This is a genomic window from Polaribacter sp. WD7 (assembly GCF_003335085.1).
Taxonomy (GTDB): domain Bacteria; phylum Bacteroidota; class Bacteroidia; order Flavobacteriales; family Flavobacteriaceae; genus Polaribacter.
This window is the reverse complement of record NZ_QPEJ01000016.1, coordinates 458,403-481,901: the sequence shown is the minus strand read 5'-3', so window position 1 is coordinate 481,901 and position 23,499 is coordinate 458,403. Positions and strand designations below refer to the sequence as shown.

The window sequence follows — 23,499 nt, the reverse complement described above, 5'->3', positions numbered from 1 at the left end:
AGTAATTAATTTTTTTGTTTAGAAAGAGTAAACCGCTGCTAATAAAAATGAACTTAAACTTTTATCTCCTACGAATGCTGGCTCAGACGCAGAGTCTAATCTTAATTCTGGGATTATAGTTAAAGATCCTATAGAGTAGTTACCTGTTAAAGTTGTAGCAAATACGCTTGAATCAGCAACACCTGTTCCAATAGCTCCGAAATCACCATCTTCTACAAAGTATTCAGCTCTTAAACCAATTTTAAATGAATCTGAAGTTGCAATTTGTGGGTATAAAGCTGCACCATAAAAACCTGGAGCATCATCTCCTGAGAAATAAGCTGCGTTTACGCCTAAAAAGAAAGTTTCTGATACGTCAAATCCACCAGTAAAGTCTATTTCAAAAGCTCCTTGGTCATATAAAAAGTTAACATATTGACCAGAAAAACCTAACTGAGCGCCAAATGCATAGCTACCATTAGGGTTGAATTCTGTAAAATCTGTTGGGTTCATTACTGCTAACATTAAAGAAGTGTCTCCTCCTAAATCAAAGTCTGCTTTAATACCTGTATGGCTAAATGGACCATAAGAGAATAAGTAAGAAGTACTGTAGTTAAAGTTAGCTGATGGAGAAATAACTTCGTACCCTAAGAATGTATTAAAGTTACCTAAAGTAATAGTTACTTTTTCGCTTACATTCCAATATGCGTATAATTGATTTACTATAGAAGATGAGTTACCTACAGAGTTAAATACTGCATCTGCACCTCTTGGTCCGTATACCATATCTGCAACAAAACCAACTTTTTCACCTTCGTAACTAGCAATTAGGTTAATCATACCAAGAGAAAATCCTGGATTGTTAGCAAATGAACTACCAGGAGCAGTGTCAAAATTACCACCACTTATGTTTCCTCTAAAGTAAGTATCTACACTACCACTTAAAGTGAATGATTTTTTTTCTTCTTCCTGCGCACTTACTATTAAGCTACTTGCCAATAATAAAGTAAAAATTAATTTTTTCATAATGTTTGTTCTTTTAGTGTTAAATGATTTTTATTAATTGAACTGGGTCAAAAGTATATATTTATTTTATACTAGCAAGGGGGTGTATTTCTTAAAACATCATAATTTTTGATAATACCCTCAAAAAAAAGAGGGTTATTTTGAGATAAATTTATTTTTTACTTTTTTAACTGCTATAAATATAGGGTTCGCAAAAAAGTGATTGGTAATTTTGAGATATTCATAAAAATGCACTTTTTGTAAAAAAAAATGTAATTATTGTACTTTTGCACCTATGAAATATTCATTTTCTTATGTGATTTTTTTGCAATTTCTTGGTTTTCGTTTTTCAGGATGGCAAAAACAAACCAATGCAAAGACAGTACATGATATGGTAGATAAAACATTGTCTTTTGTCTTTGATAATGAGCGGTATAAAACTATTGGAGTGGGAAGAACTGATGCTAAGGTATCTGCAAACACATACTGTTTTCAATTGTTTACAGATGTTGTTGTAGAGGAAAAGGTATTTCTTAAGGAGTTAAATTCTAATTTTTCTCCTGACTTTAAGGCAACTTCCATACGTAAAGTAAGTTTAGGTTACAACCTTATTAATGCACCAAAACTTAAAGAATATCATTATTATTTTTCTTTTGGAGAAAAGAATCATCCTTTTGCGGCTCCTTTTATGATAAATATTGATGTTGATTTAGATATTGATTTGATGATGGAAGCTGCGAAACTGTTTGAAGGAACGCATTATTTTAATAAGTACTGCACTAAGCCTTCTGCAAACACTGTTTTTAAACGTAGTATTGATTCTTGTGAGGTTTCTTTGAATGATGTTTTGGTGGCTAATTTTTTTCCGCAACAGTCTTATATATTAAAGGTAAAGGGAAAGGGTTTTTTACGATATCAAATTAGATTGATGATGGCAACTCTGTTTGAAGTAGGTAAAGGTAATTTAACTTTAGCATACGTAGCGAATTCTTTACAAGAAGGTAATGACGGTAAACCTCTTAGAAATATTGCACCTGCCTCTGGTTTACAACTCTATAATATTGAACTTGTCTTTTAGTTTGCAAACAAGCAGCGCAAAGGATTGTAGCTTTGTTTGAGCTCTTTTTGTATTGTTTGATAAAACAAGACAAAAAAGCGAGTGCGGAAAGCCTGACCTGAAAGGTTGCGCCCAAAAAAAACATCCACCTATAAAAAAGATGGATGTTTTAATTAATGATATTACATGGTGATTTAGCCTTTGATGACTCCGCGAGAAATTACAATTTTCTGAATTTCTGAAGTACCTTCATAAATCTGAGTTATTTTTGCATCGCGCATTAAACGCTCTACGTGATATTCTTTTACAAAGCCATTGCCACCATGTATTTGCACCGCTTCTACGGTCTGTTCCATAGCTACTTTACTGGCGTATAATTTTGCCATGGCCGAAGACATGTCGTAATTGTTGCCTTGGTCTTTGTCAAAAGCGGCTTTCATAACCAAGAGTCTTGCAGCTTCAATTTCTGTATACATATCTGCCAGTTTAAAGGCAATAGCTTGATGATTGCAAATTTCTGTGCCAAACGCTTTACGCTCTTTAGAATATTTTAAGGCCAATTCATAAGCGCCAGAAGCAATACCAAGTGCTTGAGATGCAATACCAATTCTACCGCCAGAAAGGGTTTTCATGGCAAATTTAAAGCCAAAACCGTCTTCTCCTATTCTATTTTCTTTAGGTACTTTAACATCATTAAACTGAAGGGTATGCGTGTCTGAACCTCGTATGCCTAGTTTATCTTCTTTTGGACCAATATGAAACCCTTTCATATCTTTTTCTACAATAAATGCGTTAATACCTCTGTGGCCTTTTTCTCTGTCTGTTTGGGCAATTACTAGGTATACATGAGAACGTCCGCCGTTTGTAATCCAGTTTTTTGTACCATTAATTACGTAATGGTCTCCTTTGTCTATAGCTGTTGTGGCTTGAGATGTAGCATCTGAACCTGCTTCTGGTTCGCTTAAACAGAATGCACCAACATATTCTCCAGTTGCCAATTTGGTTAAGTATTTTTGTTTTTGCTCTTCTGAGCCGTACGCCTGTAAACCGTAGCATACTAATGAATTGTTTACAGAAACAATAACAGAAGCAGAAGCGTCTATTTTAGAAAGCTCTTCCATTACCAATACGTAAGAGATGGTGTCCATTCCGCTTCCGCCATATTTTGGGTCTACCATGAGTCCTAAAAAACCAGCAGCTCCCATTTTTTGTACCAATTCTTTTGGGAACTCTTGTTTTTCATCTCTTTCTATTACTCCAGGTAACAATTCTGTTTGCGCAAAATCTCTTGCTGCATCTCGAATCATTTGATGTTCTTCTGTTAAATTAAAATTCATTACCCTATATTTTTATTGTATTCGTAATTTAAAGCCTCAAAGATATCGATTTCGTAATATATTATCAATAAAGTTTTCTTAATTTTATAGATATGAATAAAAAATATATACATAGTATAGGGGTAATGTCTGGGACATCTTTAGACGGTGTAGATTTGGTTTTTGTAAAATTTAATAAGAATACATATCAAGATTTTAAGATTCTAAAAGCAGAAACCTATTGTTATTCTGATACTTGGCAAAGTACACTTCAAAAAGCAATTGATTTTACATCAAAAGATTTACAAAAGTTAGATGAAGCTTATGGGCAATTTTTAGGTGGAATTATAGTTGATTTTATTAAAAAAAATAATATAGCTGAAATAGATTTTATAGCTTCTCATGGCCATACAATTTTGCATCAGCCCGAAAAAGGAATTACTTTACAAATTGGATCTGGAAAAGAAATTGCTAAAAAAACACGTTTAAAAACGGTTTGTGACTTTAGAACTCAAGATGTAAAATTAGGAGGACAAGGAGCGCCGTTAGTACCAATTGGAGATGAGTTGTTGTTTTCAAATTACGATTACTGCTTAAATTTAGGTGGTTTTTCAAATATTTCTTTCAAAGATAACGGTAAAAGAGTGGCTTTTGATATTTGTCCTGTTAATATTGTGCTTAATCATTATGTGAGTAAGCTGGGGTTGATGTATGATGATAATGGTAAAATAGCATCTAAAGGAACTATTAATAGGAGTCTTTTAGAGAAGTTAAATAGTTTGTCTTATTATACGTTGCAGCCTCCAAAATCTTTGGGGTTAGAATGGGTAAAAGAATTTATTTTTCCGTTAATAGATGCAGAAGAAAAAGAAGTTGCAGTAATTTTAAGAACCTTTATTGAGCATATTGCTATTCAAATTGCTGCCGTTATAAAGAGTGATTCTGTGTTGATTACTGGTGGAGGAGCGTTTAATTCTTTTTTAATAGCTAGAATTCAGGCGGTTTCTAACAGTCAATTCTCATTACCAAATAATCAGTTAATAGATTTTAAAGAAGCGCTACTCTTTGCTTTTTTAGGCTTATTAAAGGTCAATAATCAAATAAATTGCTTGTCTAGTGTAACTGGGGCATCAAAAAACCATTCTTCAGGAGTTATTTTTAACTTTTAGTAAACTATTAAAAATTTGGGCAATCATATTTTTAGCTTAAATTTGTGAGGTTTCAGAAATTTAAAATTCTTAACATAAAGCAAAATGAATCAATTGTAACTTTTCCCCTGAAGGGGATTTTAATACAGCATTAAAGAGTATTTAAAAAAATAAGTAAATTGATTTAAGATAAAAAATGAAAGAATTATTAAAAAAGTACGAAAATAAACAGCCAGAAATTGTTTTTCATTGGAAAGATTCTGAAACTGAAGCAGAAGGTTGGACTGTGATTAACTCGCTAAGAGGCGGTGCAGCAGGAGGCGGAACAAGAATGCGAGAAGGTTTAGATATGAATGAAGTATTGTCTCTAGCAAAAACAATGGAGGTGAAATTTACGGTTTCTGGTCCTGCTATTGGAGGTGCAAAATCAGGGATTAACTTCAATCCACAAGACCCAAGAAAAAAAGGAGTTTTAGAAAGATGGTTTAAAGCAGTTGCTCCATTATTAAAAAATTACTACGGTACAGGAGGAGATTTAAATGTAGATGAAATTCATGAAGTTATTCCAATAACTGAAGAAAGTGGAGTTTGGCATCCTCAAGAAGGTGTCTTTAATGGTCACTTTAGACCCTCAGAAGCAGATAAAATTAATAGAATAGGGCAGTTAAGACACGGCGTAATAAAAGTGTTAGAAAACCAATTATACTCTCCAGACGTTACAAAAAAATTTACTGTTGCAGATATGATAACGGGCTTTGGTGTTGCAGAGGCTGTGCGTCATTATTACACCATATACGGAGGTTCTGTAGTGGGTAAAAGAGCTGTGGTATAGGGGTTTGGAAATGTAGGTGCAGCTGCAGCTTATTATTTAGCACAAATGGGAGCTAAGATTGTAGGTATTATTGATAAGGATGGAGGGGTGATAAATGAAGAAGGTTTTTCATTTCTACAAATAAAAAAATTCTTTTTAAACAAAAAAGGTAATACTTTAGCGGCAGAAAATTTAATTTCTTTTCAAGAAATAAATGAAAGAATTTGGAATCTGCCTTGTGAAATTTTTGCACCCTGTGCTGCATCAAGATTAATTAAGCAAGATCAAATAAACCAAATGATAGATTCTGGTTTAGAAGTAATTTCTTGTGGAGCAAACGTTCCTTTTGCCGATAAAGAAATTTTCTTCGGATCCATCATGGAAGATACAGACAGTAAAGTAAGTCTAATTCCAGATTTTATTTCTAACTGTGGTATGGCAAGAGTATTTGCCTATTTTATGGAGAAAAGAGTAACAATGGATGATGAAGCAATTTTTGAAGATACTTCAGATGTTATTAAAAAAGCATTAGAAAGAATATTTGATAAAAGCGCGTCCAAAATTAAAATGAGTGAAACAGCGTTTGAGATAGCGCTAGAACAATTGATATAAATAAACAAACAACTAAAAATGGAATCATTAATTATTATTGTATTTGTATTGGGTTATTTAGCCATAACCCTAGAGCATAATTTAAAACTAGATAAATTAATACCTGCCCTAATAATGATGGCAGTTTGTTGGGCTGTTGTAGCTCTTGGTGTAGATAGTTTTTCAAATTGGTTTGACTCTGCAAATCATGGTTTAGTTGATGGTTTTGCGTCTATGGCACATGACGATAAATTGCATTTGGTAGAAGAAACATTGTTACACCATTTAGGTAAAACTGCAGAGATTTTAGTGTTTTTACTAGGGGCAATGACTATCGTAGAAATTATAGATTATTTTGATGGTTTTTCTACTATTAAAGGTTATGTAAATTTTAAAAGTAAAAAGAAATTGTTATGGATGTTTGCAATTTTGGCATTTGTGCTTTCTGCAATCATAGATAATTTAACAGCAACAATAGTGTTAATCTCTATTTTGCAAAAAATTGTAAAAACAAGAGATGAAAGAATTTGGTTTGCAGGTTTAATTATTGTAGCTGCAAATGCAGGGGGTGCTTGGTCTCCTATTGGAGATGTTACAACCACAATGTTATGGATTGGGAATAAAGTAACTACACTTAAATTAATAGAGTATCTTTTATTACCCTCTCTTTTATGTATGGTAGTGCCAACTTTTATAGCTACTTTTTTACCAGCATTTAAAGGAGACATAGAAACTGTAGAGGGTGAGGTAGAAAAACCAAAAAGTAAGCATAGTGCAAGAATGTTATATTTAGGATTGGGAGCTATTTTATTTGTACCTGTTTTTAAAACAGTTACACATTTGCCACCATATGTTGGTATGATGTTGTCTTTAGGTATTGTAGCAACTTTTGCAGAGATATATAGTAACTCTAAATTCTCTATTTCTACGATAGAAGGAGAGCAAGCAGAAGAGCACGACTCTCATTCACACCATAGTCCGGTACATCATTCACTATCAAAAATAGAAATGCCAAGTATTTTATTCTTCTTAGGAATTTTAATGGCAGTTGCAGCTTTAGAATCTTTAGGAATCTTATTTAATTTTGCGTCTACCTTAAAAGAATCCATACCGCAATTAGGAACAGAGATGCACCAAGGAGGGGTTTCTGATCTTGTAGTAATGTTATTAGGAATTGGTTCTGCCGTAATAGATAATGTACCTTTGGTGGCTGCAAGTTTAGGTATGTTTTCTGAGGCACTAGACCATGAGTTATGGCACTTTATTGCTTTTTCAGCAGGTACAGGAGGTAGTATGTTAATTATAGGTTCTGCTGCAGGAGTAGTTGCTATGGGTATGGAAAAAATTGATTTTTTCTGGTACCTCAAAAAAATATCATGGTTAGCTCTTATTGGCTTTGTAGTTGGCTCTGGGGTATTTATGGTTACAAGAACATTGTTTTAAAAATATAAAATTAGAATTTAAAATGTCATTTTGTAAAAAACAGAGTGGCATTTTTTTTGACTTATAATAATGTATTCTTTGGATAAAACAATTTAAAAAAAGAATTATCGTTACATACGTAGAACTTAAAAGAGAATTGAATGATATCATTTTTTCAAGAAAATAAAGAAATACTAGAAGAAGCAGTATCAGAAGAAAAAACATTATCAATCTATAAATTAATTATAGATGGTGGTTTAGGTGGGCAAATTATTATTGCACTACTTTTTGTACTCTTGGCAATTGCCTTATATATTTATTTTGAACGTTTTTTTGCTATAAAATCTGCATCAAAAGTAGATAAAAACTTCATGAATCAAATTAAAGACTACATTTCTAACGGAAAAATAGAATCAGCAACAGCTTTGTGTACCAGTAAAGACACGCCAACATCTAGGTTAATAAATAAAGGAATTTCTAGAATAGGCAAACCTTTAGAAGATATTAATACTGCTATAGAAACTGCCGGAAAGTTAGAGATTTATCAATTAGAAAAAAATGTAAGCGTTTTAGCTACAATTGCAGGAGCGGCTCCAATGATTGGATTTTTAGGAACAGTAATAGGTATGATAGTTGCCATACATGAAATAGCAAATGCAGGAGGTCAAATAGACATTAAAATGCTATCAGACGGTTTGTATACAGCAATGACAACAACCGTAGCCGGTTTAATTGTAGGTATTATAGCGTACATTACTTATAATCATTTAGTAGTAAGAACCAACAAAGTTGTCTACCAAATGGAAGCAAAATCAGTTGAGTTTCTCGATTTATTAAACGAGCCAGTATAAAAGTGTTGAAAAGGTTAAATAAAATAAATGAATTTAAGAGGTAGAAATAAAGTAGACCCATCTTTCAATATGTCATCTATGACAGATATTGTTTTCTTGTTGTTAATTTTTTTTATGCTAACATCAACCTTGGTTACAGTAAGTGCAATAGACGTTTTACTACCCAAAGCAGGCGGAAAAACCGAAAACAGTAAATCTGTAGCAGTTAGTATTACAGGTGCATCTCAATTTTACATAGACAAAACAAAAGTAACTGCATCGCAATTAGAAAGTGCACTTTTACAAAGTGTAGGTGCAGATAAAAAGAAAACAATTGTTATAAGAGGAGACCAAAATGTAGCCTATAAAAGCGTAATGAAGGTAATAGATATTGCCAATAAAAATAAACTAAAGATGATTTTAGCGGTAAAAGGCAAATAATTTTTTGGGCGTTTTAACGGGCTTTACACTGTATCTTTTTGCAGAAAAAGCAAAAAGGATGCCGTTTCAATCCCTAACGCAAGTGCAATTTTAAAAAGTACGTTTTTAAACCCATATTTTAAGAAGGTTTACAAAAATAATGAACATTTTAAATACCAAACATAAACGTAAATCTGCTGTAATTACAGCAATAATTCTGATGCTTTTTATTTTCGGAATTTTTAATTACGGGATGCAATATTCAGATCCACCAGAAGAATATGGATTGGCTATAAATTTTGGAAATTCTAATGTTGGTAGTGGAGAGTCAGTAGAAAAAACAAAAAAAATTGCAGCTCCAAAAATTGAAAAAGAACAACAAACTATAGAAGATGCGGTAAAAGAAATTCCCAAAGAAACTATCCAAGAAGAAATTATTACAGACAATACTGCTAAAGATGTACCTGTTGTAGAGAAGAAAAAAGAAGAAGAGAAAACTACAGAAGAGAAAGTTGTAAAGGATGTGCCAAAAGAAAAACCCAATCCCAAACCCTCAAAAGAAACTCAAGATGCCTTACGTAATTTATTAAATGGTAATGCGTCAGATGGTAAACCCAAAGGAGAAGGAGATGATGATGAGTTGGGTGTAAAAGGGAACGAAAAAGGAGACGCCAATTCCTCTAAATATTATGGCAATACTGGCAGTGGCTCTGGCGGAAATTACAATTTAGCTGGCAGAAAAGCTTTATCCAAACCCAAAGAACAACCAGATTGTCAAGAAGAAGGTATTGTTGTTGTAAGAATACAAGTAGATAAGTTAGGTAAAGTAATTTATGCCTTACCAGGAGTTAAAGGAACTACTAACTCTGCACCTTGTTTGTTAAAACCTGCTAAAGCTGCAGCATTAAAAACAAGATGGAACGTAGACAAAAAAGCACCATCAAAACAAACAGGAACCATCATTTACAAGTTTTCTTTAACTAAATAATCACTTATCTTTGTTTGGGTAATGAGACTTGTGTAGTAATCAAAAGGTCTCAATAAAAATTATGACATACAAAGAAACCTTACAATGGATGTTTGCGCAATTACCTATGTATCAAAGAGAAGGTAAAGCAGCATTTAAAAAAGATTTAACAAACATTTTAGCGCTTTCCAAAGCCTTAGATTATCCTGAGAAAAAATTCAAATCTATTCATGTAGGAGGTACAAACGGTAAAGGCTCTACAAGTCATATGTTAGCTTCTATTTTGCAGGAAGCGGGTTATAAAGTAGGTTTGTATACCTCGCCGCATTTAAAGAACTTTACAGAAAGAATCCGTATTAACGGTCAAGAAATACCAAAGCATAAAGTCACTACTTTCATTACCAAACACAAACAGTTTTTAGAACAACAAGGGTTGTCTTTTTTTGAAATGACTGTAGGTTTGGCTTTTGATTATTTTGCATCAGAAAGAGTAGACGTAGCGGTTGTAGAAGTGGGTTTAGGCGGAAGGTTAGATTCTACAAATATAATAACTCCAGAACTTTCTGTAGTTACCAATATAGGTTTAGACCACACAGATATGTTGGGTGAAACACTTCCAGAAATTGCTTTTGAAAAAGCAGGTATTATTAAGAATAATATTTCTGTAGTAGTTGGAGAAAGGCAACCAGAAGTGCAAAAAGTATTTGCGAATAAAGCTCAAGAAACCTTTTCAGAATTATTTTATGCATCTGATGTGATTGGGCAATATAAAACAGATTTATTAGGCAACTATCAAATAAAAAATGCGAAAACAGCAGCTTTAGCTGCAGAAAAGTTACACCGTTTTAAAATTGATAACAATCATATCAAACAGGGGTTGTTGCATGTGGTTAGAAATACAAACCTTAAGGGAAGATGGCAAATAATACAAGATAGCCCTAAAGTAATATGTGATACAGCCCATAATAAAGAAGGGTTAGAAATTGTTTTGAATCAATTAAAAAAAGAGTCCTATCAAAAATTACACATTGTATTGGGTGTGGTTTCAGATAAAAAACTCGATACAATTTTACCGTTATTTCCAGAAAATGCGCAGTACTATTTTTGCAGTCCTGCTATATCTAGGGGCTTGCCCGAGCAAGAATTGAGAGAAAAAGCTTTAGATTTTAATTTAGTAGGAAAAAAATATGCATCTGTAAAAAAAGCATTTAAAAGTGCGTTACATCATGCAAATCAGCAAGATGTAATTTATGTTGGTGGTAGTACTTTTGTGGTGGCAGAAATAATTTAAAATAAAATCATTTTTTCTTTTGGTAGAATTAAAATCTATTATATATTTGCATCCGCAATCACGCAGGGGCGCGTAGCTCAGTTGGTTCAGAGCACTTGGTTTACACCCAAGGGGTCAGGGGTTCGAATCCCTTCGCGCCCACAAAAAAAACTCTCACTAAAAGTGAGAGTTTTTTCTTTAAATAGCTTTTCTTTTTCATAAAGCAAAAACCATTCTTTTTCATTACTTTTGTTTACTTTAAATTAGCCAAAAGTACTTCATCATAATGGATATTGATTTATCAGGTAAAAAAATTCTTGTCACAGGAGGAGCTGGCTTTATTGGGTCCAACCTTTGTGAAACTCTATTAAACAAGAATGTCCTCGTTGTTTGTTTGGATAATTTTTCTACTGGAAAAAGAGAAAACATATCAGAATTCTTAGAACACCCCAATTTTACACTTATAAAAGGAGATATAAGAAACCTATCAGATTGTTTAAAAGCAACGCTACATGTAGATTTTGTTTTACATCAAGCGGCTTTGGGGTCTGTTCCTCGTTCTATAAAAGATCCTATTGCCAGTAATGAGGTTAATGTATCTGGTTTTTTGAATATGTTAGTCGCATCAAAAGATAATAAAGTTAAACGTTTTGTTTATGCAGCAAGTTCATCCACGTATGGAGATTCTAAAAAGTTACCAAAGGTAGAAGATGAAATAGGAAAACCTCTCTCTCCCTATGCGGTTACTAAATATGTGAATGAACTATATGCAGATGTATTTGCAAAAACATACAACATGGAGTTGATAGGACTTAGATATTTTAATGTGTTTGGAAAAAAACAAACTCCAGAAGGAGCATATGCGGCAGTAATACCTAAGTTTATCAGTAAGCTGGTTGGTTTAGAGTCGCCAACCATTAATGGAGACGGCACTAACTCTAGAGATTTTACATATATAGATAATGTGGTACAAGCAAACTTACTGTGTTTGGTGGCGTCAAAAGAAGCTGCAAATCAGGTATATAATATTGCTTTTGGAGAACGCAATACTTTATCAGAACTAAGTGTTATTTTAAAAGAATTGTTATCAAAATACAATCCAGAAATCATGAAAATTCATTTTTTAAACGGACCCCAACGTTTTGGAGATATACAGCATTCACACGCAGATATTACTAAAGCAAAAAAGTTGTTAAATTATAATCCATTATTCTCATTAGAAGACGGTTTAAAGGCATCTATTGAGTGGTATTGGAAAAATTTAAATGTATGACAGATATAAAGATAGGTGTAATTGGTTTGGGTTACGTAGGTTTGCCTTTGGCAAGACTCTTTGCAACGAAATATTCGGTTGTAGGCTTTGACGTAAATTTAAAACGAATAGATGAGTTACGATTAGGGGTAGACAAGACTAGAGAGGTTGAAACAAGTGTCTTGAAACAGGTTTTAGTAAGCCAGAATTCACCAACTAAAGGATTGTTTTTTTCCTCAAAAATTGAAGACCTTAAAGATTGTAATTTTTATGTAGTTACAGTTCCTACTCCTGTAGATAAAAATAACAGACCCGTGTTGACTCCTTTAATAAAAGCTAGTGAAACCGTCGGTAAGGTCTTGAAGAAAGAAGATATTGTAGTGTATGAATCTACAGTTTACCCAGGAGCAACTGAAGAAGATTGTGTGCCTATTTTAGAAAAAGAATCTGGTTTAGAGTTTAATAAAGATTTCTATGTAGGTTATTCTCCAGAAAGAATAAATCCAGGAGATAAAAAGCATACGGTAGAAAAAATTTTAAAAATAACATCAGGTTCTACTCCAGAAATAGGTCAAAAAGTTGATCAGGTTTACGCATCAGTCATTACTGCCGGTACACATTTAGCATCTAATATAAAAATTGCAGAAGCGGCAAAAGTAATTGAAAACTCACAAAGAGATATCAATATTGCATTTGTAAATGAGTTGGCTAAAATTTTTAGCCTAATGGATATCAATACCAATGATGTTTTAAAGGCTGCAGGAACAAAATGGAATTTTCTTCCGTTTAAACCAGGTTTAGTTGGGGGGCATTGCATAGGTGTAGATCCTTATTATTTAGCACAAAAAGCGCAAGAGTATAATTATCATCCAGAAATTATTTTAGCAGGCAGAAGAGTAAATGATGGTATGGGAAAATTTGTAGCTTCAGAAGTAGCAAAACTGATGATTCAAAATGACGTTGAGGTAAAGGGGGCAGAAATTTTGGTTTTAGGAGTTACTTTTAAAGAAAACTGTCCAGATGTTAGAAATACAAAGGCTGTAGATTTGGTGTACGAATTGCAAGAATATGGGGCAAACCTTACCATCTTTGATCCTCATGCGAATCCACAAGAAGTGTTAAATGAATATCAATTGGTATCTATAAATAAGCTGCCTAAGAAAAAATTTAGAGCAATTGTTTTAGCAGTTGCGCACAATGAATTTCAATCTTTAAATTATTCAGAGCTAAAAGAAGAGAAATCAGTCGTATACGATGTAAAGAATTTTTTAGATCCAAAAATTGTAGATAAAACATTGTAAAATGAAAAACTTTGCATTAATAGGTGCTGCAGGTTACATAGCTCCAAGACATCTCAAAGCAATTAAAGAAACAAATAATAAGTTAATTGTTGCTTTAGACAAGTTTGATAGCGTTGGTATTTTAGATTCGTATTTTCCTGAAGCGAGTTTTTTTGTTGAATTTGAGCGTTTTGATAGACATGTAGAAAAACTAAAAAGAAATAACGTTAACTTAGATTATGTAAGTATATGTACGCCTAACTATTTGCATGATGCACATATAAGAATGGCATTGAGAAGAGGTGCACATGCAATTTGCGAAAAGCCTTTAGTATTAAATCCTTGGAATATAGAAGCGTTAAAAAATATAGAAAAAGAATCTGGAAGAAGTATTTATAATATTCTTCAATTACGCTTACATCCTAGTATCATTGCGTTAAAGAATAAAGTAGCTATAGATTTACATAAGAAAAAAACTAAATATGAGGTTGATTTAACCTATATAACCTCAAGAGGAAAGTGGTATGATATTTCTTGGAAAGGAGATGAAAGCAAGTCAGGAGGCATAGCTACAAATATTGGTGTACATTTTTATGATATGTTGTCTTGGATATTTGGAAATGTTCAAGAAAATAGAGTGCATCTTAGAGAAAAAAACAAAGCGGCAGGATTTTTAGAGTTTGAAAATGCTAGGGTTCGTTGGTTTTTGTCTATAGATGAAACAGATTTGCCTAAAGAAATAAGAGAGAAGAAGCAAAGAACGTTTCGTTCAATAGCTGTAGATAATGAAGAATTAGAGTTTAGTTCAGGTTTTACAGATTTGCATACTCAAAGTTATCATGAAATACTGAAATCCAAAGGTTTTGGTATAAAAGAATCCGAAAAATCAATAAAAATTGTTCATGATATTAGGAATATGGCAATAATACAAACAGGTGAAAAACACCCCCTTGTTTAATAAATAAATAGTATATATTTGTATCGAATTTTTAAAGAAAAATAAAATTTCAATGGAAAAAGCAATTATAGTTTCAGGTTATTTCAATCCAATTCATAAAGGGCATTTAGAGTACTTTAATAATGCAAAAGCAATGGCAGATAAGCTTTTTGTAATTGTGAATAATGATTTACAAAGAGAGTTAAAAGGTTCTAAAGAATTTCAAAAAGAGGATGAAAGATTGTTTATAGTGCAAAATATAAAGGCTGTAGATAAAGCTTTTATTTCTATAGATGAAGACAGAACTGTATGTGCTTCTATCCAAAAAATATATTCAGATTTTGGAGATAAGTATCACTTAGGATTTGCCAATGGAGGAGATCAAAATAATGATTCTATACCAGAAGTACCCGTGTGTAAAGAATTAGGAATTGATTTAATTGATGGTTTAGGAGATAAAGTACAATCTTCTTCTTGGTTACTTAAAAATATTTAAAAAAATGAAAATAGGAATAACTTTTAGCGCATTTGATTTGTTTCATGCAGGTCACGTAAAAATGTTAGAAGACGCAAAAGAACAATGTGATTATTTAATATGTGGATTACAAACAGATCCTACTTTAGATCGTCCTGAAAAAAACAGACCCATACAGTCTGTGGTCGAAAGATATATACAACTGAAAGGGTGTAAATATGTAGATGAAATAGTTCCTTATGCAACAGAGCAAGATTTAGAAGATGTATTGCGATCTTTTAAAATCGATGTTAGAATAGTAGGAGAAGAATATAAAAACAAAGATTTCACAGGTAGAAAGTATTGTGAAGAAAGTGGAGTAAAACTATTTTACAATAAAAGAGAACACCGTTTTTCGAGTAGTGGATTGCGTAAAGAAGTACAAGAGAAAGAGAATTTAAAAGTTAAGAGCAATTAATTTATGAATATAGCAGTAGTAGGTTCTGGTTACGTTGGGTTAGTTTCAGGTACATGTTTTTCAGAAATGGGTAATCATGTAACGTGTGTAGATATTGATCCTGTAAAAATTGAAAAGTTAAATAAAGGAATCATTCCAATCTTTGAGCCAGGTCTAGAGGCTATGGTTTTAAAAAATGTAAAAAAACGAAATTTAGAGTTTACAACTAGTCTTTCAGAGGCAATTGCAAATGCTAAGGTTGTATTTATAGCTGTTGGTACTCCAATGGGAGATGATGGTTCTGCAGACTTACAATATGTTTTAGCAGTAGCAAAATCTATTGGAGAAACGATGACAAAAGAATTGGTTGTTGTAGACAAATCAACCGTTCCAATTGGAACAGCAGATAAAGTAAAAGCAACGATACAAGGGCAATTAGATAAAAGAGGTTTAGCAATTAATTTTCATGTAGTTTCTAATCCTGAATTTTTAAAAGAAGGTGCGGCTATAGATGATTTTATGAAGCCAGATAGAGTTGTGATAGGAGCGGAGTCTGACTATGCTTTTGATGTGATGAAGCAATTATATTCTCCTTTCTTTAGAACGCATGATCGTTTTATAACCATGGATATTCGTTCTGCGGAAATGACTAAATATGCGGCTAATGCAATGTTGGCAACAAAAATTTCATTCATGAATGAAATTGCAAATATTTGTGAAAGAGTAGGTGCTGATGCTAATCAAGTTAGAATAGGTATTGGTTCAGATAAAAGAATAGGGTATAGTTTTATATATCCAGGCGCTGGTTATGGAGGTTCTTGTTTTCCAAAAGATGTAAAAGCATTAAAAAAAATAGCCGAAGAACATGGTTATAAGGCTAACTTAATAACTTCAGTAGAAGATGTTAATGATGCTCAGAAACTTGTGATAGCTCAAAAAATTGTAAATCGTTTTGGAGAAGATTTATCTGGGTTAACTTTTGGTTTATGGGGGTTAGCATTCAAACCAGGAACGGATGACATGAGAGAAGCTCCTGCTATTTACGTGGTTAAAGAGTTGGTAAAGAGAGGTGCAAAAGTTAAAGCCTATGACCCAAAAGCGATAGAAGAAGCACAAGAGTTTTATTTGAAAGGAGTAGATGGTATAACATACTACGAATCTAAATACGAAGTTTTGAAAGATGCTGATGCCTTAATTTTACTTACAGAATGGAAAGAATTTAGATCTCCAGATTTTGATGAAATCAAACAACAATTAAAAAGCGCAATAGTATTTGACGGAAGGAATCAATACAATGCATTTAATTTAGAGTCAAAAGGATTTGAATACATTCAAATAGGTAAATAATATGGATACATCATCAAAAATCTACATTGCAGGCCATAGGGGAATGGTAGGTTCTGCAGTTTGGAGAGCTTTAGAAAAAAAAGGCTACACAAACTTGATAGGTAAAACTAGCAAAGAATTAGATTTAAAAGACCAAACTAAAGTTAGAAGTTTTTTTGAAACAGAAAAACCAGATGTAGTCATAGATGCCGCAGCGAGAGTTGGTGGCATTTTAGCAAACAATGATTATCCATATCAGTTTATTATGGAGAATATGCAAATTCAAAATAATTTGATTGACGAAGCATTGAAAGCAGATATTGCTAAATTTATCTTTTTAGGCAGTTCATGCATTTATCCAAAATTTGCTCCTCAGCCTTTAAAAGAAGAACACTTACTTACAGATACTTTAGAGCCTACAAATGAATGGTATGCGATCGCTAAAATTACAGGAGTCAAAGTATGTCAAGCCATTAGAAAGCAATTCAATAAAGATTATGTTAGTCTAATGCCCACAAATTTATATGGGTATTATGATAATTTTGATTTGAAAACATCACACGTTTTACCTGCGATGATTCGTAAGTTTCATGAAGCTAAAAATAACAATAATGCAGATGTAACTTTATGGGGTAGTGGTACTCCAATGCGAGAATTTTTGTTTGTAGACGATATGGCAGAGGCAGTAGTCTATGCAGTAGAAAATGAATTACCAGAATTTTTGTATAATGTAGGATCTGGAAAAGATATTACCATTAAAGAATTAGCAGAAACAATTCAGAAAGTAACGGGTCATCAAGGAGAAATTGTTTGGGATTCAGATAAGCCAGATGGTACACCTAGAAAATTAATGGATGTTTCAAAAATGAAAAAATTAGGGTGGCAATACTCTACAGAATTACAAGAAGGAATTGAAAAAACCTATACATGGTTTTTAGAAAACATAGAAAATATAAAAGAAGTAAAAATAGAAGTCAACTAAACCAAGCATGAAAGTAGCATTAATTACAGGAATAACAGGTCAAGACGGATCTTATTTAGCCGAATTATTATTAGAGAAAGGGTATGAAGTTCACGGAATTAAAAGAAGATCTTCATTATTCAATACTGATAGAATAGATCATTTGTATCAAGATCCACACGATCCTAATCAAAGATTAAAGTTGCATTATGGAGATTTAACCGACTCTATGAACTTAACACGTATCATACAAGAATGTCAACCAGATGAAATTTATAATTTGGGTGCCATGTCTCATGTTAAGGTTTCTTTTGATATGCCAGAATATGTAGGTAACGTAGACGGATTAGGGACATTGCGTATATTAGAAGCAGTTAGGCTTTTAGGGTTAAGTGAAAAAACTAGAATTTACCAAGCGTCAACATCAGAGTTGTTTGGAGGACTCCCAGAAAATAAAAATGAGAGAGGGTTTTATGATGAAAACTCTCCATTATACCCACGTTCGCCTTACGGTGTGGCCAAAATTTACGGATTTTGGATTACCAAAAATTATCGTGAAGCATACAACATGTTTGCTTGTAATGGGCTGTTATTCAACCATGAATCTCCAAGGAGAGGCGAAACCTTTGTAACTCGTAAAATAACAAGAGCTGTAGCAAAAATAGCACTAGGACTGCAAGAAAAAGTTTTCTTAGGTAATTTAGAAGCTAAACGTGATTGGGGACATGCCAAAGATTATGTCCGTATGATGTGGATGATTTTACAGGCAGATAAAGCAGAAGATTGGGTCATTGCGACAGGTGTAACTACAACAGTTCGTGATTTTGTACGTATGGCATTTGGTGAAGTAGGCATAGATATTGAATTTAAAGGAGAGGGAGTAAACGAAAAAGCTTATGTCATAGCCTGTAATCATAAAGATTTTCAAGTTGAAATAGGCAAAGAAGTATTATCTGTAGATCCTTCTTATTTCCGTCCAACAGAAGTAGATTTGTTGCTAGGAGACCCTACAAAAGCAAAAGAAAAATTAGGTTGGGTTCCAGAATATGATTTGGCTTCTCTAGTTAAAGACATGATGGAGAGCGATGTGAAGTTGATGAAGAAAGATGTTGCTTTACTAAAAGCAGGTCATAAAATATTAAAACAGGTTGAGTAAATATTTGAATGCAAGCATCTCATAAAGTTTTATTTAACACAGGAATAATATATACAAGAGCTTTAATAACTGTACTTGTATCATTATATAGTACAAGATTAATAGTTAAAGCTCTAGGAGTACAAGATTTTGGTCTTTATAGTTTAATCGGAGGTGTTGTTGCTATGTTAGGTTTTTTTAAATCTGCTTTAACAGCATCTACTCAAAGATTTATTTCAATAAATATAGGAAAAGGATTATTTAATCAAATTAGAAAAACAGTAGCTAATAGTATAGTTATCCATTTCTTTGTTGGTTTTTTAATTGTTATTATAATAGAGGTTTTTGGTCTCTATATGATACATAATAATCTTATTATACCACCAGATAGAATTAATGCTGTTTTAATTGTGTTTCATTTTGTTGTTAGTACAATATTTATTACAGTAATTTTTGTGCCTTTTGAGGCTATACTCAATGCTTATGAAAACATGCTCTTTTTGGGAATTATTGGCTTGCTAGAAATTTTGATGAGGCTTGGTGTTGCTTTAATTATAACATATATAGATAATTATGATAAGCTAATACTATATTCAATATTAATGTTTCTCAGTTTTTTTATCGCAAGTTTATTGAAGTGGATTTATTGTTTCCATAAATATAGCGAAACCAAAATTTCTTTGAAAAAAGATTTTAGTTTTTTACATATAAAAGAACATACAAGTTTTGTTGGCTGGAATTTATTTGGTGCTGCATGTAGTTCGGGGAAATCACAAGGTATTGCTATAGTTTCAAATATATTTTTTGGACCAGTTGTTAATGCAGCCTATGGTATTGCTAATCAAGTGAAATCGCAATCAAGTTTTTTTTCGTTAAATGTTTTACGCGTTTTAAATCCTCAAATCATGAAAAGTGAGGGGGCTAATAATAGAGAAAGAATGATAAGACTTTCATTAATGTCTTGTAAATTTGGGTATTTCCTCATTGCATTTTTTGTCATCCCTTTGATATTTGAAATGCCTGCAATCATAGATTTTTGGCTAGGAAAGCAACCGCCTTACGTTGTTGTTTTTTGTCAATTAATATTAATAGGTACTCTTGTAGAACAATTAACTATTGGGTTAATTTCTGCTGTTCAATCTGTAGGAAATATAAAATTATATCAAATAACAATCGGAGGTGTGATTTTATTAAATTTACCGATAACTTTTTTTTTACTAAAGAGTGGTTATGATGCTGAAGTAGCTCTTTTTGTTTATATATTTTTAGAAATTTTTGCTGGTGTTTTTAGATTAGTTTTATGTAGAGATATTGTTGGTTTGCCTGTGTCTTCTTATTTAAAGAAAGTTTTTTTTAAAGTGTTTTTACCAACTTTATTTTCAATTTCAACTTCTTTTTTAATTGTAAAGTTTCTTGAAATCAATTACAGGTTTATAATTACATTTGTATTGTCAATCATTATTTTTTTTAGTAGTTCATTTTTTTCATTAGAAGAAAACGAACTCGAACTACTAAAAAAAGTAATGAATAAGTTTATGAAAATCTTAAGGTTAAAACAGAGTTGATATGATAAAAAAGCTTTTTAAGTATATTTATATGAACATAAATATAATAAAGAAAATGAAGCTGCTTGATAAGAAGTATAAATTCTCCGAATTAACGAAAAGATTTAAATCTAACGGAGAATTCAATGACGTTAATCTTTCATTAAATGTAGTATACCCAGAAAGATTAGAGTTAGGATCTTATATATATATTGGACCAAATGCATTTATTAATGCTTTAGGTGGTGTTAAAATTAAAACAGGGACGATTATAGGACCAAATTTAACAATACACTCAGCAAACCATAAATATAAAAATGCAAAATACATACCTTACGACGAAACATTTGAATTTAGGAAAGTTGTGATTGGTGAAAACGTCTGGATCGGTGGTAATGTAATTATTGCACCGGGTTCTGAAATAGGAGAAGGCTGTATAGTTGGAGCAGGTACTGTAGTTTCAGGAAAGATACCTAAAATGTCGATTGTTGTTGGTAATCCATGTAGAGTTATAAAAAAAAGAGATGAAAAACATTATTTTAATCTGAAAAAAGAAAATATGATTTACTTAAAGAAGAAAAAAGAGAATAATTTAAAGCCTAAAACAGCTATTTATTAATGGAAAAAGTAAAAATTAATGTCAAAGGTGCTTATGGCGCTACAAATTTTGGAGACGACCTTTTGATGGTATTATTTGAAAAGTATTTTAATGAGAAGTTTTCTAATATTGACGTAAATTTTGAAGGAATGTATGATGTCGCTTATCCTAATAAATTCTTATCAAATTCAAAGTATAAAACTTTAAATTTTAGGGAAGATTGGCTTGTATATGGAGGTGGTACGCAATTCTTTTCATTTAAAAATGAAGATAGAGGTTTCTTCTCATTACTAAAAAAAGTGATTTTAGAACCCAAAAGAATTGTAAACAAAATAAAGTTTATAATCAATAACAATTCTAAGAAAGAAATATTTGTACCAAATCATACAGCTTTTCTAGGTTTCGGTCTTGGTCCTTTTTATGATAATAAACTTAAAATAGAGCAGGTAAAAAAACAACTTAAGAATGCTGATTTTATTGGTTTAAGAGATGAAGTTTCTGTTAACTATACTAAAGAATGGGGTATCAAATCTTTTTTTGGTGCTGACATAGCATTCTCTTCATTATTCTCTTATAAATTTAAAGTTAAAAATGTAGATAATGTTAAATTTAAAAAGAAAAAGATAGGTATTGTTGTTAGAGATTGGGTATGGGAGGATAGTGGTAGAGCATACTATGAACCTATTATGAAATTGTATAAAGAAAAAAATCCGAATTTTGATTTTCAATTTATTGTTTATGCACCGTTTAAAGATCCCGAGTGGATGGAAAAACTTGAAGATGAAGATTTTTTGTATTGGGATCCAAATAAATATTCAATTGAAGATTTTTTAGACGTCTTAAATTCTTTTGATGGTTTTATTTCGTCAAGGTTTCATGGAGCTATAGTTGGTGCATTACTAGGGAAACCTGTAATAGCTATAGAAATAGAGCCCAAATTAAGAATTTTAACTCAAGACATTAAAGAAGTAATGCTGTGGGAAAAACCATTTTCTTTAGATAAATTAAAAAATTGTTTAAATCGTTTAGATTATGATGTAAACTACTCAGAGTCATTAGAATTGCTAAGAAAAAGAGCTGACTTTGGATTAGACGAGTTTATAAAGTTATTTAACGAAAATAGATAAAGTAAATGAATTCATTGAAAAAAATATTTTATTTTATTCTAAATGCGTATTTATTAAAATTTCCTTCGCGTAGCGTTAGAAAGTTGGTTTTAAAAAAGGTTTTAAAAAAAATTGGAACTGATACTAATTTTTTAAGAGGTGTAGAGATACGGGAAGCGGCAAATATTTATATAGGTAATAACAGTGTTGTTAATTCTAAAGTTCTATTAGATGGTAGAGGAGGCATCTTAAAGATAGGTAACAATGTTGATATTGCTCAAGAAACTAATATTTGGACACTAGGACACGATCCGCATTCAGATTTTCATGATTCTAAAGGAGGTCCTGTAACTATAGATGATTACGTGTGGATTGCATCAAGAGTAACAATATTGCCAAATATTCGAATTGGTAGAGGAGCAGTAATAGCTTCAAATAGCGTGGTTACAAAAAATATTGAACCTATGAGTATAGTTGCGGGAAATCCAGCTAAACCAATTGGCAAAAGAAAAAGTAAATTGCTATACAATCTCAATTATAGACCTTGGCTTAAATAATCATAATTTCCAATACTTTAATATGAGAGTTTTTTTTGCACCATATGTAGAAGCAAATCCCTATCAAATAGAAATTGCTAAAGAATTAAAAAAACATAATATTTTTATTCACGCATCAGAATTTGGTACAAAAAACTTTTTTAGTACTAAGAATATTGATGAAGCAGATATTATTCATTTTCATTGGTTTGATCCATTTATTTTAACTACAAGCTTTTTTAAAACTTTGTTCAAGGTGCTGTATTTTCTTTACAACTTAAAAAAACTAAAGAAAAAAAATATAAAATTTGTGTGGACTGTACATAACCTACATAATCATGAAAATTTGCATTTGAAGTTAGAATTATTTTTTATGAAAAAATTAATTCCAATGATAGATGCTTTTAGTGTTCACAATACTTTTTCCAAGAGAAAATTAATGGAAAAATACAAGGTTAATCAAAAAAAAGTCTATGTCATACCCCACGGCAACTATGTGAATTCTTATAACGATTATAATAAAGTCACTACTAGAGTACTAAAAGAAAAATTAGCTATAGACGCTAATAAAACTACTTTCACAATTTTAGGGCATATAAGACCTTATAAGGGGGTTTTAGATGTTATAAATATATTTAATAAATTAGCATTAACTAATACACAACTTCTAATTTGCGGGAAGGTAAAATATGCTGGGGATAAAGAAGTAATAGAAGAAGCTGTAAAAAACAATAAAGACATTAAATTTGTGCCAAAATACATAGAGGATTCTAAAATTAGAAATTATTTAGAAATTACCGATGTAATGATTTATAGCTACAAAGATATCTTAACATCAGGAGCTTTGTTATTAGGTATGTCTTTCAATAAAGTTTGTATAGCATCTAAAGTAGGTAGCTTACCAGAATATCTAGATAATGATTTTCTTTTTAGCAATTTATCAGAATTAGAAGATAAAATCAAATGGCTAAGTAATTGCTCAAAAGAAGATTTAATTGCTGTAGGCAAAAGTAATTTCGAAAGAATTGAAAAAGAAACTTGGCAAGCATCATCAGAGCTAACAAAAAATATGTATCAATCTATTCTAAAATAAATTA

The 23,499-nt window shown here is 31.8% G+C and carries 22 protein-coding genes, 1 tRNA gene and 1 pseudogene; 22 read left to right on the top strand and 2 right to left on the bottom strand.

Annotated features, from left to right (window positions below; translation table 11 throughout):
* Positions 1-18: 18 nt before the first annotated feature.
* Positions 19-1,005, bottom strand: a complete 987-nt coding sequence (locus DUT90_RS06340; RefSeq protein ID WP_114426316.1) for an outer membrane beta-barrel protein — start codon at positions 1,003-1,005, stop codon at positions 19-21.
* A gap of 274 nt (positions 1,006-1,279) precedes the next feature.
* Here DUT90_RS06340 and DUT90_RS06335 point away from each other — a divergent pair, with 274 nt between their 5' ends.
* Positions 1,280-2,062 carry a tRNA pseudouridine(38-40) synthase TruA gene (locus DUT90_RS06335; protein ID WP_114426315.1) on the top strand — a complete coding sequence of 261 codons (783 nt, stop codon included), beginning with the start codon at positions 1,280-1,282 and terminating at the stop codon, positions 2,060-2,062.
* Between the two features lie 173 nt (positions 2,063-2,235).
* On the opposite strand, the gene DUT90_RS06330 is transcribed toward DUT90_RS06335, so the two are convergent.
* Complete coding sequence (locus DUT90_RS06330) at positions 2,236-3,378, bottom strand: acyl-CoA dehydrogenase (RefSeq protein WP_114426314.1); 1,143 nt, start codon at positions 3,376-3,378, stop codon at positions 2,236-2,238.
* Positions 3,379-3,470: 92 nt separating this feature from the next.
* On the opposite strand from DUT90_RS06330, the gene DUT90_RS06325 reads away from it, so the two are divergent.
* From DUT90_RS06325 to DUT90_RS06225, 21 genes and pseudogenes are all read left to right on the top strand, one after another.
* Entirely contained in the window at positions 3,471-4,526 is a 1,056-nt protein-coding gene (locus DUT90_RS06325) for an anhydro-N-acetylmuramic acid kinase (protein WP_114426313.1), read from the top strand.
* A 175-nt stretch (positions 4,527-4,701) separates the two neighbouring features.
* Positions 4,702-5,928 (top strand): annotated as a pseudogene (locus tag DUT90_RS06320) (Glu/Leu/Phe/Val dehydrogenase dimerization domain-containing protein).
* An 18-nt stretch (positions 5,929-5,946) separates the two neighbouring features.
* Positions 5,947-7,350: a sodium:proton antiporter NhaD gene (gene nhaD, locus DUT90_RS06315; protein WP_114426312.1), complete on the top strand. Its 1,404-nt coding sequence runs from the start codon at positions 5,947-5,949 to the stop codon at positions 7,348-7,350.
* Positions 7,351-7,490: 140 nt separating this feature from the next.
* Positions 7,491-8,180 (top strand): MotA/TolQ/ExbB proton channel family protein, encoded by a 690-nt coding sequence (locus tag DUT90_RS06310; RefSeq protein ID WP_114426311.1) that lies wholly within the window; start codon positions 7,491-7,493, stop codon positions 8,178-8,180.
* A gap of 27 nt (positions 8,181-8,207) precedes the next feature.
* Entirely contained in the window at positions 8,208-8,600 is a 393-nt protein-coding gene (locus DUT90_RS06305; protein WP_114426310.1) for a biopolymer transporter ExbD, read from the top strand.
* A 139-nt stretch (positions 8,601-8,739) separates the two neighbouring features.
* On the top strand, positions 8,740-9,567 hold the full coding sequence (locus DUT90_RS06300) for an energy transducer TonB (protein ID WP_114426309.1): 828 nt from the start codon (positions 8,740-8,742) through the stop codon (positions 9,565-9,567).
* Positions 9,568-9,628: 61 nt separating this feature from the next.
* Complete coding sequence (locus tag DUT90_RS06295) at positions 9,629-10,837, top strand: folylpolyglutamate synthase/dihydrofolate synthase family protein (RefSeq protein ID WP_114426308.1); 1,209 nt, start codon at positions 9,629-9,631, stop codon at positions 10,835-10,837.
* Between the two features lie 66 nt (positions 10,838-10,903).
* A tRNA-Val gene (locus tag DUT90_RS06290) sits at positions 10,904-10,978 on the top strand.
* A gap of 124 nt (positions 10,979-11,102) precedes the next feature.
* Positions 11,103-12,089: an SDR family oxidoreductase gene (locus DUT90_RS06285; RefSeq protein ID WP_114426307.1), complete on the top strand. Its 987-nt coding sequence runs from the start codon at positions 11,103-11,105 to the stop codon at positions 12,087-12,089.
* Positions 12,086-13,369: a nucleotide sugar dehydrogenase gene (locus DUT90_RS06280; protein ID WP_114426340.1), complete on the top strand. Its 1,284-nt coding sequence runs from the start codon at positions 12,086-12,088 to the stop codon at positions 13,367-13,369. The genes DUT90_RS06285 and DUT90_RS06280 overlap by 4 nt, the downstream gene beginning before the upstream one ends.
* A 1-nt stretch (position 13,370) precedes the next feature.
* Positions 13,371-14,306: a Gfo/Idh/MocA family protein gene (locus DUT90_RS06275; RefSeq protein WP_114426306.1), complete on the top strand. Its 936-nt coding sequence runs from the start codon at positions 13,371-13,373 to the stop codon at positions 14,304-14,306.
* A 52-nt stretch (positions 14,307-14,358) separates the two neighbouring features.
* On the top strand, positions 14,359-14,781 hold the full coding sequence (locus DUT90_RS06270) for an adenylyltransferase/cytidyltransferase family protein (RefSeq protein WP_114426305.1): 423 nt from the start codon (positions 14,359-14,361) through the stop codon (positions 14,779-14,781).
* A 4-nt stretch (positions 14,782-14,785) separates the two neighbouring features.
* Positions 14,786-15,217 carry an adenylyltransferase/cytidyltransferase family protein gene (locus DUT90_RS06265; protein ID WP_114426304.1) on the top strand — a complete coding sequence of 144 codons (432 nt, stop codon included), beginning with the start codon at positions 14,786-14,788 and terminating at the stop codon, positions 15,215-15,217.
* 3 nt (positions 15,218-15,220) lie between these two features.
* On the top strand, positions 15,221-16,543 hold the full coding sequence (locus tag DUT90_RS06260) for a UDP-glucose/GDP-mannose dehydrogenase family protein (RefSeq protein ID WP_114426303.1): 1,323 nt from the start codon (positions 15,221-15,223) through the stop codon (positions 16,541-16,543).
* Position 16,544: 1 nt separating this feature from the next.
* Positions 16,545-17,504, top strand: a complete 960-nt coding sequence (locus tag DUT90_RS06255; RefSeq protein WP_114426302.1) for a GDP-L-fucose synthase — start codon at positions 16,545-16,547, stop codon at positions 17,502-17,504.
* A 7-nt stretch (positions 17,505-17,511) separates the two neighbouring features.
* Complete coding sequence (gene gmd / locus DUT90_RS06250) at positions 17,512-18,639, top strand: GDP-mannose 4,6-dehydratase (RefSeq protein WP_114426301.1); 1,128 nt, start codon at positions 17,512-17,514, stop codon at positions 18,637-18,639.
* Positions 18,640-18,647: 8 nt separating this feature from the next.
* Positions 18,648-20,183 (top strand): hypothetical protein, encoded by a 1,536-nt coding sequence (locus tag DUT90_RS06245; RefSeq protein WP_114426300.1) that lies wholly within the window; start codon positions 18,648-18,650, stop codon positions 20,181-20,183.
* Between the two features lies 1 nt (position 20,184).
* Positions 20,185-20,781 (top strand): acyltransferase, encoded by a 597-nt coding sequence (locus tag DUT90_RS06240; RefSeq protein ID WP_114426299.1) that lies wholly within the window; start codon positions 20,185-20,187, stop codon positions 20,779-20,781.
* A complete protein-coding gene (locus tag DUT90_RS06235) occupies positions 20,781-21,887 on the top strand; it encodes a polysaccharide pyruvyl transferase family protein (protein ID WP_114426298.1) in 1,107 nt (368 codons plus the stop codon). The genes DUT90_RS06240 and DUT90_RS06235 overlap by 1 nt, the downstream gene beginning before the upstream one ends.
* 14 nt (positions 21,888-21,901) lie before the next feature.
* Complete coding sequence (locus DUT90_RS06230) at positions 21,902-22,423, top strand: acyltransferase (protein ID WP_258848509.1); 522 nt, start codon at positions 21,902-21,904, stop codon at positions 22,421-22,423.
* Positions 22,424-22,445: 22 nt separating this feature from the next.
* Positions 22,446-23,495, top strand: coding sequence for a glycosyltransferase family 4 protein (locus DUT90_RS06225; RefSeq protein WP_114426296.1), 1,050 nt, complete (start codon positions 22,446-22,448; stop codon positions 23,493-23,495).
* Positions 23,496-23,499 lie beyond the last annotated feature (4 nt).

What these genes read in the sequence shown, in the direction of transcription:
- DUT90_RS06340 (WP_114426316.1), bottom strand. Translation starts at nt 1,005, where the DNA reads ATGAAAAAATTAATTTTTACTTTATTATTGGCAAGTAGCTTAATAGTA.
- DUT90_RS06335 (WP_114426315.1), top strand. Translation starts at nt 1,280, where the DNA reads ATGAAATATTCATTTTCTTATGTGATTTTTTTGCAATTTCTTGGTTTT.
- DUT90_RS06330 (WP_114426314.1), bottom strand. Translation starts at nt 3,378, where the DNA reads ATGAATTTTAATTTAACAGAAGAACATCAAATGATTCGAGATGCAGCA.
- DUT90_RS06325 (WP_114426313.1), top strand. Translation starts at nt 3,471, where the DNA reads ATGAATAAAAAATATATACATAGTATAGGGGTAATGTCTGGGACATCT.
- nhaD (WP_114426312.1), top strand. Translation starts at nt 5,947, where the DNA reads ATGGAATCATTAATTATTATTGTATTTGTATTGGGTTATTTAGCCATA.
- DUT90_RS06310 (WP_114426311.1), top strand. Translation starts at nt 7,491, where the DNA reads ATGATATCATTTTTTCAAGAAAATAAAGAAATACTAGAAGAAGCAGTA.
- DUT90_RS06305 (WP_114426310.1), top strand. Translation starts at nt 8,208, where the DNA reads ATGAATTTAAGAGGTAGAAATAAAGTAGACCCATCTTTCAATATGTCA.
- DUT90_RS06300 (WP_114426309.1), top strand. Translation starts at nt 8,740, where the DNA reads ATGAACATTTTAAATACCAAACATAAACGTAAATCTGCTGTAATTACA.
- DUT90_RS06295 (WP_114426308.1), top strand. Translation starts at nt 9,629, where the DNA reads ATGACATACAAAGAAACCTTACAATGGATGTTTGCGCAATTACCTATG.
- DUT90_RS06285 (WP_114426307.1), top strand. Translation starts at nt 11,103, where the DNA reads ATGGATATTGATTTATCAGGTAAAAAAATTCTTGTCACAGGAGGAGCT.
- DUT90_RS06280 (WP_114426340.1), top strand. Translation starts at nt 12,086, where the DNA reads ATGACAGATATAAAGATAGGTGTAATTGGTTTGGGTTACGTAGGTTTG.
- DUT90_RS06275 (WP_114426306.1), top strand. Translation starts at nt 13,371, where the DNA reads ATGAAAAACTTTGCATTAATAGGTGCTGCAGGTTACATAGCTCCAAGA.
- DUT90_RS06270 (WP_114426305.1), top strand. Translation starts at nt 14,359, where the DNA reads ATGGAAAAAGCAATTATAGTTTCAGGTTATTTCAATCCAATTCATAAA.
- DUT90_RS06265 (WP_114426304.1), top strand. Translation starts at nt 14,786, where the DNA reads ATGAAAATAGGAATAACTTTTAGCGCATTTGATTTGTTTCATGCAGGT.
- DUT90_RS06260 (WP_114426303.1), top strand. Translation starts at nt 15,221, where the DNA reads ATGAATATAGCAGTAGTAGGTTCTGGTTACGTTGGGTTAGTTTCAGGT.
- DUT90_RS06255 (WP_114426302.1), top strand. Translation starts at nt 16,545, where the DNA reads ATGGATACATCATCAAAAATCTACATTGCAGGCCATAGGGGAATGGTA.
- gmd (WP_114426301.1), top strand. Translation starts at nt 17,512, where the DNA reads ATGAAAGTAGCATTAATTACAGGAATAACAGGTCAAGACGGATCTTAT.
- DUT90_RS06245 (WP_114426300.1), top strand. Translation starts at nt 18,648, where the DNA reads ATGCAAGCATCTCATAAAGTTTTATTTAACACAGGAATAATATATACA.
- DUT90_RS06240 (WP_114426299.1), top strand. Translation starts at nt 20,185, where the DNA reads ATGATAAAAAAGCTTTTTAAGTATATTTATATGAACATAAATATAATA.
- DUT90_RS06235 (WP_114426298.1), top strand. Translation starts at nt 20,781, where the DNA reads ATGGAAAAAGTAAAAATTAATGTCAAAGGTGCTTATGGCGCTACAAAT.
- DUT90_RS06225 (WP_114426296.1), top strand. Translation starts at nt 22,446, where the DNA reads ATGAGAGTTTTTTTTGCACCATATGTAGAAGCAAATCCCTATCAAATA.